Annotated in this window: 11 protein-coding genes; 6 read left to right on the top strand and 5 right to left on the bottom strand. The window is 66.1% G+C overall.

The features are described 5' to 3' along the window. The first annotated feature begins 35 nt into the window (after window positions 1-35). From HCU76_RS30455 to HCU76_RS30475, 5 genes are read left to right on the top strand one after another with little or no spacing between them, the layout of a single operon-like run. The gene (locus HCU76_RS30455; protein WP_213959478.1) at window positions 36-1,589 is read left to right on the top strand and encodes a 4-hydroxyphenylacetate 3-hydroxylase N-terminal domain-containing protein; all 1,554 of its coding nucleotides are present in this window, start codon (window positions 36-38) and stop codon (window positions 1,587-1,589) included. Window positions 1,590-1,598: 9 nt separating this feature from the next. After that, on the top strand, window positions 1,599-2,483 hold the full coding sequence (locus HCU76_RS30460) for an FAD synthetase family protein (protein ID WP_218511328.1): 885 nt from the start codon (window positions 1,599-1,601) through the stop codon (window positions 2,481-2,483). After that, window positions 2,480-3,547 (top strand): maleylacetate reductase, encoded by a 1,068-nt coding sequence (locus tag HCU76_RS30465; protein ID WP_218511329.1) that lies wholly within the window; start codon window positions 2,480-2,482, stop codon window positions 3,545-3,547. Before HCU76_RS30460 ends, HCU76_RS30465 begins: the two co-directional genes overlap by 4 nt. Further along, window positions 3,544-4,485, top strand: coding sequence for a transporter (locus HCU76_RS30470; RefSeq protein WP_218511330.1), 942 nt, complete (start codon window positions 3,544-3,546; stop codon window positions 4,483-4,485). The genes HCU76_RS30465 and HCU76_RS30470 overlap by 4 nt, the downstream gene beginning before the upstream one ends. A 29-nt stretch (window positions 4,486-4,514) precedes the next feature. Then, window positions 4,515-5,396: an intradiol ring-cleavage dioxygenase gene (locus tag HCU76_RS30475; RefSeq protein WP_218511331.1), complete on the top strand. Its 882-nt coding sequence runs from the start codon at window positions 4,515-4,517 to the stop codon at window positions 5,394-5,396. On the opposite strand, the gene HCU76_RS30480 is transcribed toward HCU76_RS30475, so the two are convergent. The 3 genes from HCU76_RS30480 to HCU76_RS30490 all read right to left on the bottom strand — a co-directional run bounded on the left by HCU76_RS30480 (window position 5,384) and on the right by HCU76_RS30490 (window position 8,621). Next, window positions 5,384-6,364, bottom strand: a complete 981-nt coding sequence (locus HCU76_RS30480) for a LysR family transcriptional regulator (RefSeq protein WP_218511332.1) — start codon at window positions 6,362-6,364, stop codon at window positions 5,384-5,386. The two genes, HCU76_RS30475 and HCU76_RS30480, sit on opposite strands and share 13 nt — an antisense overlap. Window positions 6,365-6,481: 117 nt before the next feature. Next, window positions 6,482-8,044 carry a hypothetical protein gene (locus HCU76_RS30485; protein WP_218511333.1) on the bottom strand — a complete coding sequence of 521 codons (1,563 nt, stop codon included), beginning with the start codon at window positions 8,042-8,044 and terminating at the stop codon, window positions 6,482-6,484. Further along, window positions 8,031-8,621, bottom strand: a complete 591-nt coding sequence (locus tag HCU76_RS30490; protein WP_218511334.1) for an SCO family protein — start codon at window positions 8,619-8,621, stop codon at window positions 8,031-8,033. The genes HCU76_RS30485 and HCU76_RS30490 overlap by 14 nt, the downstream gene beginning before the upstream one ends. A 118-nt stretch (window positions 8,622-8,739) precedes the next feature. Here HCU76_RS30490 and HCU76_RS30495 point away from each other — a divergent pair, with 118 nt between their 5' ends. Then, complete coding sequence (locus tag HCU76_RS30495) at window positions 8,740-10,986, top strand: AsmA family protein (RefSeq protein WP_218511335.1); 2,247 nt, start codon at window positions 8,740-8,742, stop codon at window positions 10,984-10,986. Window positions 10,987-11,212: 226 nt separating this feature from the next. Here the strand turns inward: HCU76_RS30495 and HCU76_RS30500 are convergent, their stop codons facing one another. Together HCU76_RS30500 and HCU76_RS30505 are read right to left on the bottom strand one after the other, a co-directional pair. Beyond that, window positions 11,213-12,034 carry an amino acid ABC transporter substrate-binding protein gene (locus HCU76_RS30500; RefSeq protein ID WP_218511336.1) on the bottom strand — a complete coding sequence of 274 codons (822 nt, stop codon included), beginning with the start codon at window positions 12,032-12,034 and terminating at the stop codon, window positions 11,213-11,215. Window positions 12,035-12,394: 360 nt separating this feature from the next. After that, window positions 12,395-13,141, bottom strand: coding sequence for an SDR family NAD(P)-dependent oxidoreductase (locus HCU76_RS30505; RefSeq protein ID WP_213959152.1), 747 nt, complete (start codon window positions 13,139-13,141; stop codon window positions 12,395-12,397). Window positions 13,142-13,217 lie beyond the last annotated feature (76 nt).

Consider the following 13,217-nt stretch of genomic DNA (forward strand, 5'->3'; position numbering starts at 1 on the left):
TTTCTTTCGTTCTCCCCCTCCACCAAGGAACAGCCATGCTCAGAACCGGAAAGCAATACCTCGAGTCCCTCAACGACGGCCGCGTCGTGTGGGTCGGCAACGAGAAGATCGACAACGTCGCGACGCATCCGAAGACGCGCGACTACGCGCAGCGCCATGCCGACTTCTACGACCTGCACCATCGCCCCGACCTGCAGGACGTGATGACCTATGTCGACGACAAGGGCGAGCGCCGTTCGATGATGTGGTTCGGCCATCACACGAAGGAGGAGCTGAAGAAGAAGCGCCGCTACCACGAGACCGTGATGCGCGAAATGATGGGCGCCTCCTTCCCGCGCACGCCGGACGTCAACAACTACGTGCTGACCACGTACACCGACGATCCGATGCCCTGGCAGAAGACCTCCGTCGGCACCGAGGGCCGGCCGCTCGCGCAGAACATCCTCGACTTCGCCGAGTTCGTGCGCAACCGCGACCACAACTGCGCGCCGAATTTCGTCGACCCGCAGATGGACCGCTCGACACCCGAGGCGCAAGCGAAGTCTCCAGGCCTGCGCGTGATCGAGCGCAACGAGCAGGGCATCGTCGTCGACGGCGTGAAAGCCGTGTCGACCGGCACCGCCTTCGCCGACTGGGTGCACATCGGCGTGTTCTTCCGTCCGGGCATTCCGGGCGACCAGATCATCTTCGCCGCCGTGCCGGTGGCGACCAGGGGCGTCAGCGTGGTCTGCCGCGAGAGCCTCGTCAAGGAAGACGCGGTCGAGCATCCGCTCGCCTCCAAGGGCGACGAACTCGACGGCATGACGGTGTTCGACAAGGTCTTCATTCCGTGGTCGCATGTCTTCCACCTCGGCAACGCCGAGCATGCCAAGCTCTATCCGCAGCGCGTGTTCGACTGGCTGCACTACCACGCACTGGTGCGCCAGATGGTGCGTGCCGAACTCATGGCCGGCCTTGCCGTGCTGATCACCGAGCACATCGGGACCAGCAAGATTCCCGCGGTGCAGACGCGCGTGGCGAAGCTCATCGGCTTCCACCAGGCGATGCTCGCGCACGTGGTGGCGAGCGAGGAGCTCGGCTTCCACACGCCGGGCGGACTCTACAAGCCGAACATCCTGATCTACGACTTCGGCCGCGCGCTCTACCTGGAGAACTTCTCGCAGATGATCTACGAGCTGGTCGACCTGTCGGGCCGCAGCGCCCTGCTCTTCGCGACCGAGGACCAGTGGGAAGACTCGAAGCTCAACACGCTGTTCGAACGGATGAACAGCGGTCCGGTCGGCCGGCCGAAGGACCGCCTGCGCATCGGCCGCGTGATCCGCGACCTGTTCCTCACCGACTGGGGCAGCCGCCTGTTCGTCTTCGAGAACTTCAACGGCACGCCGCTGCAGAGCATCCGGATGCTGACCATGCAGCGCGCCGAGTTCTCCGGCTCGGGCACCTACGGCAAGCTCGCTCGGCAGGTCTGCGGCATCGACTCGGTGGCCGAAGACAACACCGAGTACAAGGCGACGGCAGACTATGCCAAGGCCATGGACTCGGCCCGGCACCAGGAGCACCTGTCGCTGAGTTCCACGCTCGCCATCTGAGGCCGCGCCATGAAGGTCCTCACCGACACCAGCGAACTGCGGCTGCCTGCCGCGGTCGTCTCCATCGGCATGTTCGACGGGGTCCACCGTGGCCACGCGAAAGTGCTGCGGCAACTTCGCGAACGCGGCCGGCAGCTCGGCGTGCCGACCGCGGTGGTGACCTTCGATCCGCACCCGCGTGCGGTCGTCCGCCCCGACGCCTGCCCGATGCTGCTGTCGAGCCTGGACGACCGGATGCAACTGCTGGCCGCGACCGGCGCGGTCGACCACTGCCTCGTGCTGCGCTTCGACCATGCCCGCTGCCAGCAACCGGCCGACGAGTTCGTGCTGACGACGCTGCTGAACCCGCTCGGCATGCACGAGCTGATCGTGGGCGAGAACTTCGCCTGCGGGCGCGGCCGGCAGGGCACGGTGGCATACCTGTCGACGCTGGGGCTGCGGCTCGGCTTCGCGGTCACCGGCGTGCAGCTCGATCGCGTACCCGGCACGCAGGATGCCGTGCGCAGTTCTTCCACCGAGGCGCGCCGCCTGATCGAGCGTGGCGATCTCGCGGGCGCTTCCGCCGTGCTGCAACGTCCGCACGAGATGACCGGGACGATCACGCGGGCGCTGGCCGCATCGCGGCTGGTCGTCGAGGCCGCGTTGGGCCGCGGAATGTGCGCGCCGGCAGCGGCCGACTACGTAGGTTCGGTGCGACAACGCGATGACGCATCACCTTGGCTTCCCGCCTGGCTGCGCATTCGCGACGACCGCGAGACCGGCCGTCGGATGGTGCGCCTCGTGACCGACGGGACGCTCGGAGCGGCGCGCGGCGACGAACTGCGCATCCGCTTCGTGGACCGCGCGCAGGCCCGTCGACCGCTGTCCCACCCGGAAAAGAGTGCCTCGGCATGAAGGACTTCATCTACACCGGCCACGCGCAACGCGTGGTGTTCGGCAGCGGCACGCTGGAGCGCCTCGGCAAGGAGGTCGCCGCCTTGGGCGCTTCACGCGCCATCGTCTTGAGCACGCCGGGCCAGCGCGCCGAGGCCGAGCGCGTGGCCGGGTTGCTCGGCGCCCGCTGCGTCTGCATCTTCGACCGCGCCGAAATGCATGTGCCGATCGAGGTGGCTCGCGAGGCGCGCGATCTCGCCGCAAGGCTCGGTGCCGATTGCGCCGTGGCCATCGGCGGCGGCTCGACCATCGGCCTCGGCAAGGCGATCGCGCTCGAGTCCTCGCTGCCCATCATCGCCATCCCGACCACCTACGCCGGATCGGAGATGACCAGCATCTACGGCATCACCGAGGCCGGCGTGAAGAAGACCGGGCTCGACGCACGCGTGCGTCCGCGCACCGTTCTCTACGACGTCGACCTGACGCTGTCGCTGCCCGTGGCCATGAGCATCACCAGCGGCATGAACGCACTCGCGCATGCCGCAGAGAGCCTCTATGCGGCAGACACGAACCCGGTCATCGACCTGATGGCGCAGGAAGGCATCGCGGCGTTCGGCCGCGCCTTGCCTGCCCTGGCGAGCGCCGATCCCGTGCGCGTCGAGGCGGCGCGCGGCGAAGCACTCTACGGCGCATGGCTGTGCGGCACCGCCCTGGGCGCGGTCGGCATGGGCCTGCACCACAAGCTGTGCCACACGCTCGGCGGGAGCTTCAACCTGCCGCACGCCGAGACGCACACGATCGTGCTGCCGCACGCACTGGCCTACAACGCCAAGGCGGCGCCCGCCGCGATGGCGCGCACCGCGAAAGCGCTGAGGCGCGACGATGCGCCGCAAGGCGTCTACGACCTCGCACAGGGCGCCGGTGCGCGCATGGCCCTGAAGGACATCGGCATGCGCAGCGCCGATCTCGACCGGGCCTGCGAGATTGCGATGCAGAACCGCTATCCGAACCCGCGCCCGCTCGAAGCGCACGCCATCCGTCGACTGTTGCAGGACGCATTCGATGGCGTCCGCCCCGCGCCATGAGCAGCCGAAGCCGGCCCCTGGTCGCAGCGCTGGCCGCGCTGGGTGCCTGGTCGACACAGATCGACACGGCCCGCGCGACGGAAGGCGGCGGCAACTCCTATCCGATCGGCGTCGACAACACTTTCGCCGGCTACATGCTGCCGGAGGGCGCGAACTGGCTGCTCTTCTACCAGCACTACGCGGCGTCGCACTACAAGGACAACGCGGGCAACGACAGCGCGAAGTTCTCGGACTTCCATCTTCGGGCAGACGTGATCGCACCACGCCTGTCGTACGTATGGCCCGGCGTGCTGTTCCTGGGCGCGAACGTGGAGACGCGCATCGTCCAGCCCGTCAGCGGGGTGGATCTCACCCTCGGCATCGCGCGCCGCGCGCCACTGCCGCCGCTCGACAAGGGCGGGGAGAAGACCGGCCTCGCAGACATGTCCTTCTCGCCGATCATCCTCGGGTGGCACGGCACGAGCTTTCACCAGACGCTGGGCATCGAGACCCACCTGCGCACCGGCAGCTACGACGTGCGCGACAACGTGAACACAGGGCGCAACTACAACCAGGTGGCGCCCGTCTATGCCTTCACCTGGTTTCCCGACTCGCGTTCCGACGTGAGCGCCAAGTTCCGCTACGGCATCAACGACCGCAATGGCGCCACGGGCTACCACTCTGGCGACGAAGCAAGCATCGAGTTCAGCGCCGGCTACCGGGTGATGCCGCAACTGCTCCTGGGCCTGAACGGTTACGTGTACCGGCAAACCACCGACGACGACGTCAACGGCGCCACCGTTCCCAACAACAAGGGCCGCGTCAACGCGCTCGGGCTGTTCGGCAGCTATCGCATCACACCGAAGTTCGCCCTCACGCTGCGCATGCAGTCGGAATTCGGCGCTCGCAACCGACCACAGGGCACGCGGCTCTGGGCCATGTTGCTTTGCCCCTTCTAACCCCCCACGTCAAACCCAAGGAGACCACCATGCGCAACCTCGACCAGTTCACGATCACCGACGCGGTGATCGACCGTTTCGCCGATACGCCAGACCCGCGACTCAAGCGAATACTCACGAGCCTGGTGCGACACCTGCACGACTTCGCGCGCGAGGTCGAACTGACCGAGGCCGAGTGGATGAAGGGCATCGAGTTCCTGACCGCCACAGGCCAGAAGTGCGACGCGACGCGCCAGGAATTCATCCTTCTCAGCGACACGCTCGGACTGTCCATGCTGACGGTCGCGCTGAACCACGACAAGCCCGTCGGAGCGACTGAAGCAACCGTCTTCGGACCGTTCCATGTCGCAGGCGCGCCGCACTACGAGAACGGCGGCGACGTCGGCAACGGTGCGAGCGGCGAGCCGAGCGTTGTGCGAGGCACCGTGCGCAGCCTGGACGGCACACCCATCCCGCGTGCCCGGCTGGAGGTCTGGCAAGCCGACAGCGAGGGCTTCTACGACGTGCAGAGAGAACCGCTCGAAGAGGCGCAGGGGCGCGGCGTGCTGGAGGCTGACGCACTGGGGCGCTTCCACTTCCGCAGCGTCCTTCCGGTGGCCTATCCGATCCCCGACGACGGCACCGTCGGCGACATGCTGCGCGCGACCCGTCGCCATCCCTGGCGCCCCGCCCATCTGCACTTCATGGTGACCGCACCGGGCTTCGAGACACTCGTGACGCATGTCTTCCGCAAGGGCGATGCGTATCTCGACTCCGACGCCGTCTTCGGCGTGCGCGAATCCCTGCTCGGCGACTGGCAACTACAGGCCGACGGCACGTACCTGCTGGAGTTCGACCTGGTCCTCAATCCCGTGGCAGCGTCACCGGCAACGCCTGCTGCCTCGCCGCGAGAAGTGGCTCAAGCGGCTTGAGCGCCATCGCGCACGAACAGGCGCCGCACGATCGAACGGAACCACTGGCTGCCTGGATCGCGATGAAAGCGATCGTGCCAGTACTGCGCGATCTCCATGGGTGGCAACGGCAGCGGCGGCTCGACCGCCACGAGGTCCAGGTCGCGGGCCAGCGCCGTGCCCAAGGTCCGCGGGACGGTCGCCACGACATCGGAGTTCCTCGCGATGAGTGCGGCGGAGGCGAAGGTCGGGACCCGGCACACGATGTGGTCGCTGGGCAGGATCGCCTCGAGTTGACGTTCGGCATGGGCGTACTCATGGCCCGTGCCGGTGGCGGAGACCAGCGCATGCTGCTCGTTGATGAAGCGCTCGAGCGCGTGTTGCGCGCGGGCGTCGTCGCCTCCCGCCGCCATGTTCTCGGCCGACAGTCGCGGATGCCCCTTGCGAAACAACGACACGTAGCGCTCCGTCCACAGCGGGTGGCGCCGGATGCCCTGCGTGAGCGAGGCAAAGGAGCCGATCGCGAAGTCGACAAGCCCCGACTCCAGCCATTGGTCCAGGTGGTGGACATCGCAGGGAACCGCCTGGACGTGCACCTTGGGCGCTTCGACGCGCAAGGCCGCCAGCAGCGGCGGCAGCATCTGCACCACGGCCGCATCCACCATGAAGACGCTGAAGCGACGCTCCGAAGTGAGCGGGTCGAAGGCAACGTAGCCGGAGCGCAGTGCACGCATGCCATCGAGCACCGCACGCACCGGTTGCGCGAGCTCAAGCGCCTTGGGCGTCGGCTCCATCCGCAGCGCCACGCGCACGAACAGCGGATCGCCGAAGAAGAGGCGCAGCCGCGCCAGCATCTTGCTCAGCGCCGGCTGGGTCATGTTGAGCACCCGCGCACAGCGCGTCAGGTTTCGCTCCACCAGGAGGATCTCGAAGATCTGGAGATGCAGCAGGTCGATCTCGCCGTCTTTGATCTTGGGAATGACTTCCATGTGGTGCAACCGAGGCAGGAGCGTACCGCTCCGGTCGGACGTGCGCAACAACTTCACCGCATCTGCGACAGCACGTCCCGCACGCGATCCAGCGATGGATCGATGTCTGCTTCATGACTAAGCGGCCGCTGCGCGTTCGGCCAGGCCGAACAGCAATCGGAACGCAATTGCGTCCCCGCTTGGACACGTAAATTCGATGCCGCCGGACATGGCGCGAACATTGAAGGCCTCCGATGCCAAGATTTGCACACCGTGGCCCCGTGCGACGACCTCACCACGTTGCAACAGGGTCCAATGACCCGCGGCGGCCAATCGCCCGATGCCGACCTCAAAGCCCTCATCTCGCGCTCGCTGCCGTCGTACTGCAAAGTTCAGCACTCTCGCATCGTGGTCCACGTAGGCCTGCAGCACGTCCACCCCCACGCCCACCTCCGTCAGCGCCGGGTCGTGGTGTTGTGCTTTCGACCAGGGCGTGTTGTACAAGCCCCAGAGGCCATCGGGCACATTGAGTCGGGCATAGCCAAGCAGCACGTTTCCTGTCATGGGCTCCACCAGCGATCGGAAGCCGTCCTTGTCTGACATGACGTCGTTGCGTGGGTAGCAGTAACCGCCGTCACGCCAGAGCGGGCTCATGTAGCGGTCGGCGTGCGTCAGCAGGCCCTTGAGCACCGCCGTGTCGCCCATCTCGGAAGCCCAGGTGGCCGCCCATCCGAAGTCCGAGTCATCGTTGATGATCGTTTGGCCCATCACCGTGGGACGCTCGACCGAGCGGACCGACATGGCGCCTTCAGCCCCACGGACCAGCCAGTCCGCGATCTGGGCCGGGTAATGCTCACGCACGAAGTCCCGGTTCCACATGTTCATGAGCGTGCCGCACCACGCATCGACCCACGGCGAGAGTCCGGCGTTGTCGCGGACCGCCCGCGTGTCCTGCGAGAGCATCGCGTTGTAGTGCCCGTTGGCCCCCAGCCGACCGAATTGGTCCCATGCCTTCTGGTAGCCCTCGGTCACTTCCCGGGCCATCGACTCGCCTGTGACGAGATCGTGCATGCGAAACCCCAGGATCGCGGGCTGGTTGCAGATCTGGAACACGCAATTCGGCTCGCAAGCCACGCCCAGGTATCCGCTCTCGACCATCTGCCAGTAGATGTGCTGGTTGAGGCTCGTCTGATCGTATTCGAAACGCCGTTCCTTCCCGCCCCAAAAGAAGGACCAGTACTGAAAGCTCAGCGCCCCCGGTGCAGCGTAGCGGTTGTCGTCGAACAGATAGTTGTACAGCAGCGCCATCGACTGCACGTAAGCGCTGTACATGATGTTGTCACGACCGACCGGATTCCAGTCTTCGGTGTAAGCGTCGGACAGATGCGCGTTGAAGACGCTGCCTCCGCGACTCACACGCGCCCAATACATCCAGACCTCGGGCAGCAGCATCTTCTCCATGAAGCGTTCGAAGACCGGCTTGAAGACGCCTGGCGCGGCGGGTAGACGATGGCGGTGAGCGAGCGCCAGGGCGTAAGCCATATAGGCCATCTGGAAGCGGTAGCCACCGAAATCATCCTGGCCAGTGCCGCGACCCTGCATGAAGGACCAGTCGTTGATGGGCTGGCGCGAGAGATTGGCGAAGTGCCGCAGATGGCCGACCTGCAGGTCATCGAGTTGCTGCGTTTCATGCGAAGTCATGGAAGGGGCGCTCCAGAAACCGCCGCATTCGGGTCGACACCGTCGCGGCATCGAGCGAGTCGGCAAAGTGGGTTTGATAGGTCCCGCCCGGCGCCATGAAATAGCAGAGGGCCGTGTGTGAGAGCACGTAGCCATCGGGCGCGTCGGGCTCGTCTTGCCGCGCTGCGAACACGCGAAACGACTTCCTGGCCTCCTCCGCCTGCTCCTGCGTGCCGGTGAGCCCGAGGAAGCCATCACCGAAGCGACGGTATTGCGCAAGGTACGTCCGCAACACACCGGGCGTGTCCCGGATGGGGTCAACGGATACGTAGAGAGCCTGCACCTGGTCGGCGAGCGGTCCGAGCATCGCCAATGCCTCGCCGAGCTTCGACAGTTCCCGCGGACACACAACGGCGCAGTGCGAGAAGCCGAAGAACACGAGAAGGTGCTTCGAGCCAAAGCTGCGTTCGTTCACGCGTCGACCGAAATGATCGACGAGGTCGAACCGGCCGCTTACGGGTGGCGGAATGGCAGGTTGATGGGTGGCCCTTGCTGCGCAGCAGCACCCGGGAGCGGCATTGGCAGTGGTGAAAGGCATCAGACCACTTTAAATGAACACTTCGCGCATACGGAGATTTGTCTCGGCATCCATCCACTATCGAAGAGGTTGACTGTGCGGTGCCGTTTCAGCCAAACATCGTCACGCAGGCGCAGCGGTGAAGAGGCAGACCGCCCGCCGGCGCACCAGCCGCCGATGTAAGGGACCACCCGAAGACCGTGCCTCCCTCTGCCAGATCTGCGATTCGTGCGAGACGTCCGGTCGTGACGTCGATGATGACGAAGGCCGTGCGAACGCCCACTTGCCGTCGCCAATGACCCGGCTGGCTGGCGCACACTTCCGGCCACGGTCCTGCAACATGAATCCTGACCCGACCCCATTGCGTCCGAAACCGTTGCGTCACCACCCCTGGAGGATGGCATTCGCGTGCCTGGCGCTGGCGGTGCTCGCGTTCGTGCTCACGTTCGACTGGAACTGGGTCCGTCCTCCGCTGGAGCGCTACATCTCGCGCAAGACCGAGCGCGAATTCCGGATGTCGGACCTGCACGTCAGCCTCGGCCTCGTGCCGACGATCCGCATGCGCGACGTGTACTTCGCCAATGCGCCCTGGTCGCAGGAAGCAGCACCGATGGCCCGCATCGACGAGCTCGAATTCTCGATCTCGCTGCGCGACCTGCCCGACAAGATCCTGGTGCCGCGGGTGGCGCTGACGCGCCCGGACCTGGTCTTCGAACGGTTGGCCGACAACCGCAAGAACTGGATCCTTTCCGACCCCTCGGATACACGGCCGAGCAAGCTGCGCATCAGCACGCTGTCGTTCCAGGACGGGCGCATTCGCTATGTCGATCACGGTCTGCCCATCGAGGTCGACGTGGTTGCCGGCACCTTCGAACCAGCCAGCCTCGACAAGGTCCAGAGCGCCACAAGCACCCCCGAGGGCAACCGCTACATGACGCGATACGAGTTCAAGGGCGACTACCACGGCAGGGCCTTCTCGGGCCATGCGCTGACTGGCGAGGTGCTCAGCTTCGCTGAATCCGGCGCACCGTTTCAGCTCAAGGGCGAATTTGTCGCCGGATCGACCAGGGTGGCGGTCGAAGGAAGGATCGCCGACGCAGCCAACGTCTCGGCCATCGACGCGCAACTGCAGATCGAAGGCCAGACGCTGGCCAGCCTGTACCCCTTCCTGCTGCTGCCGCTGCCGACATCGCCCCCCTACCGACTGCAAGGGCACCTGATCCTCGAAGGCGATCGCTACACGATGAACGACCTGCGCGGGCGGATCGGCTCGACCGACATCACCGGCCACGCCACCTACGTCGAGAAGGAACCGCGCCCGCTGCTGACCGCGGACCTGCAAAGCCGTCAGCTCGACATCGCGGATCTGGGCCCGCTGATTGGCATGCAGGCCGAGGGCTCCGGTGGCAAGCCCGCTGCCTCCCAGGCGCAGACGCGCGACCGGCCGGGTGCCAAGGCCACGGCACAGGCCACCGAGCCCGAGCGCCTGCTGCCGGCCGGTTCGTTCGATGCCAGCCGCCTGCAGCAGATCGATGCCGACGTGACGCTGGTCGCGAGCGAGCTGCGGGTGCCCCTGGCGCTGCCCCTGGAAAGCCTCACTGCCACGCTGCATCTGCACGATTCGATCCTGCAGGTCGCCCCGCTCGACTTCGGCTTCGCCGGTGGCACCATCGCGTCGCAGGTGACGCTCGATGCGCGCGAACCCACGATCCGATCCGAGGTTCGCATCGACCTGCGGGGCGTGGAGGTCGGCCGCCTGATTCCTCGCAGCGAGACCATCGCCAAGGGCGCCGGCCGTGTGGGTGCGGTGCTGGAACTCAAGGGCAGCGGCAATTCGATCGGTGAGGCGGCGGCCGGCGCCGATGGCCGCGTGGCTGCCACGATCGCGGACGGCCGCGTCTCCAACCTGCGCGATGCCGCCAGTTCGCTCAACGGCGGCAAGGTGTTGCGGTTGCTGGCCAGCGGCGATCGCGACATCCGGGTCAATTGCGGCGGCATCGCGTTCGACGTCAAGGACGGACGCGGGACATCGACGCTGTTCGTCATCGACACCGAGCAGACGCAGATCCTCGGAGGCGGCAGCTTCGACCTTGCGAATGAACGCTTCGACATCATCGTCGCACCCAAGCCCAAGAAGGCCGGCATGCTCTCCCTGCGCACGCCTCTGCACCTCCACGGCAGCTTCATGCAGCCCGGCTACCGGTTCGAGAAGGGGCCTCTGCTTGCGCGCGCGGGTGGCGCCATCGCGCTGGCCGCGGCGGCCCCGCTGGCAGGGCTGCTGCCGCTGATCGAGACCGGCCCGGGCAAGACCACCGACTGCGCTGCCGTCCAGCAGCAGGTCGGATCGGCTGTTCGGCAGGCGACTGCGCCGGCCGCGCGCAAGTGATCGCCGTGGCGCCAGATGCGAGGCCGTCGGATGCTGCGCAAGTCGCGAAGCTCACGCTTTGCTGCCCGATGGACCGCACCGCTCGGACCTCAGGATTGCAGGTCCTATGCAAGCCGGAGGAGACAGTCTGGAGGAACAGAGGCATGCAGATAACCGTCCGGCTCGTCGCCAGAGCACCAGGCTGAGTGACTACGAAGCCCGGGCCACGGGTCCGCGAGGCCCTCCCCTACTCCGGCAGCGCGTTCAGCAAATAGAGGGCTTCGACCAGCGGCGACGGAGCGGTGCCAGCCGGAAAGCTCTGGCGGAACACCCTGACGATCTCGCCACTGCGGTAGGTCTCGGCCAATGCGCGGTTGACCGCCAGCCGCATGTCCGGGTCGCGTCGCATCATCAGCGAATAGCTTTCCATCGACAGGTAGTCGTTGCTGAGCCTGAGGGTCGCACCCGGCGCGCCGCCAGTGACTTCACCCACGAGGATCAGGCTGTCAGTGGCAAAGGCATCAGCCCGTCCGTCACGCACCGCGGCGATTCCGTCGGAGCTGGTCTTCACCGGCACCAGGGCCGGCACGATGTCACGCGAAGACAGCCCCTTGAGCACCTGTTCCGTGGTGGTGCCAGGAATGACAGCCACCCGCTTTGCATTCAGGTCCACCGCGCGGCCAATCGACGAGGAGGCCAGCGACACGAAGGAGCTTCCCTCGCCCCAGATGGGATTGCTGAAGTCGACTTGCCGCTCGCGACCCAGCGTGCGCGAAGTGCTGCCGCATTCAAGGTCGACGCTGCCGTCATTCACGGCCTGCATCCGTGTCGTTGCCGTCACGGGCACCCACTGCACGTCCAGTTTGGCCAGCTTGAGCTGGGATTGCAGGGAACTGGCCACGCGCTTGCACAGTTCCACCGAATAACCTGTCGGTGCACCGTCAGCGCCCTTGAACGAGAACGGCTTTGCATCCTCCCGATAGCCCAGCTTGAGGGTCTGGGACTGGCCGATACGGGCAAGTGAGTCTTGAGGTCCAGCGCCCGGCCCACTGGCGCAGGCCGCCAGCAAGGCAGACATCAGGAGTGGCGCCAGCTGCGTCAAAAGTCGTGAATTCGTGCGTCGTCCTCAGGCAATCAACAGATGCGTGCCGACGAGCCCAGGCGGACGCATTCGCTGGACTCAACAACCCGCGTTGCAGAGCGGGCGGATTGTGAGGCCCGCTACCGGCATTGGCAACCGGATCCTTGAGCACGACAAAAATGCCATTGAGATCATCGGTCCAGGTCTGCAAGACTGACCGAGCCATGGACCAACTTGCGTACGTCGTCCGCCGCGATGTCGCCATGCATTTGGAGTGCCAGCAACCATGCGCAGAACGCGCGTGAGCGCCTCTGCATGATTTGATCCTTCTGATGCGAGGTTCCCGGCTCAAAGCTTCGAGCCGCCATCGACGCGCAGGGTGTCGCCGGTGATCCAGCGTGACGCGTCGGAGGCCAGGAAGGCGACGACATCGCCGATGTCGTCGGGCTGCGCGATGCGCTTCAGCGCCTGCATTCCCAACGTGAAATCGCGGCCCGCGTCGGTGCGCGCGAACTTCGACATGTCGGTGTCGACCACTCCCGGGGCGACCGCGTTGACGCGGATGCCGCGCTCACCGAGTGCCGACGCGAAGTGCTTGACCAGCGTGTCGATCGCGCCCTTGGTCGCGGCATAGGCCGACAACGCGCCGACAGACGCATGCGCGGCCAACGATGACAGCAGCACCACGCTGCTGCCCTTGCCGAGAATGGGCAGCAACTGCTGGACAAGGAAGTAAGGCGCGCGCACGTTGACGGCGAACATGCGATCGAAGTCCTCGACGGTCGTGTCCTCGATCGCCGCACCGACGGAGATGCCGGCGTTCGCGACCAGTATGTCGAGCCGGCCACCGATCACCTCGCGTACGTGGCGCGCGAGCTGGTGCGCACCGTCAGCCGCGCTCATGTCGGCGGCAACCGCGTCGGCCTTGCCGCCAGCCTTGCGGATTTCAGCGACGACTGCGTTTGCTTCTTCGGCGCCGCGGCCGTAGTGGACAAGCACCTGGGCGCCGGCTTTGGCGAGCGCCAGCGCGGCGGACTTGCCCATGCCGCGGGAGGCACCGGTGACGAGAGCGGTCTTGCCTGTGAGGTAGGTCATGATTCATTCCTGGTTGTTGCAGCATCGCTGCGGATGAGAGGAATTTATGGCCACCTTGCGGGTTGCACAAAGACTT

This window comes from Variovorax sp. dw_308, assembly GCF_019207085.1.
Lineage (GTDB): Bacteria > Pseudomonadota > Gammaproteobacteria > Burkholderiales > Burkholderiaceae_C > Variovorax.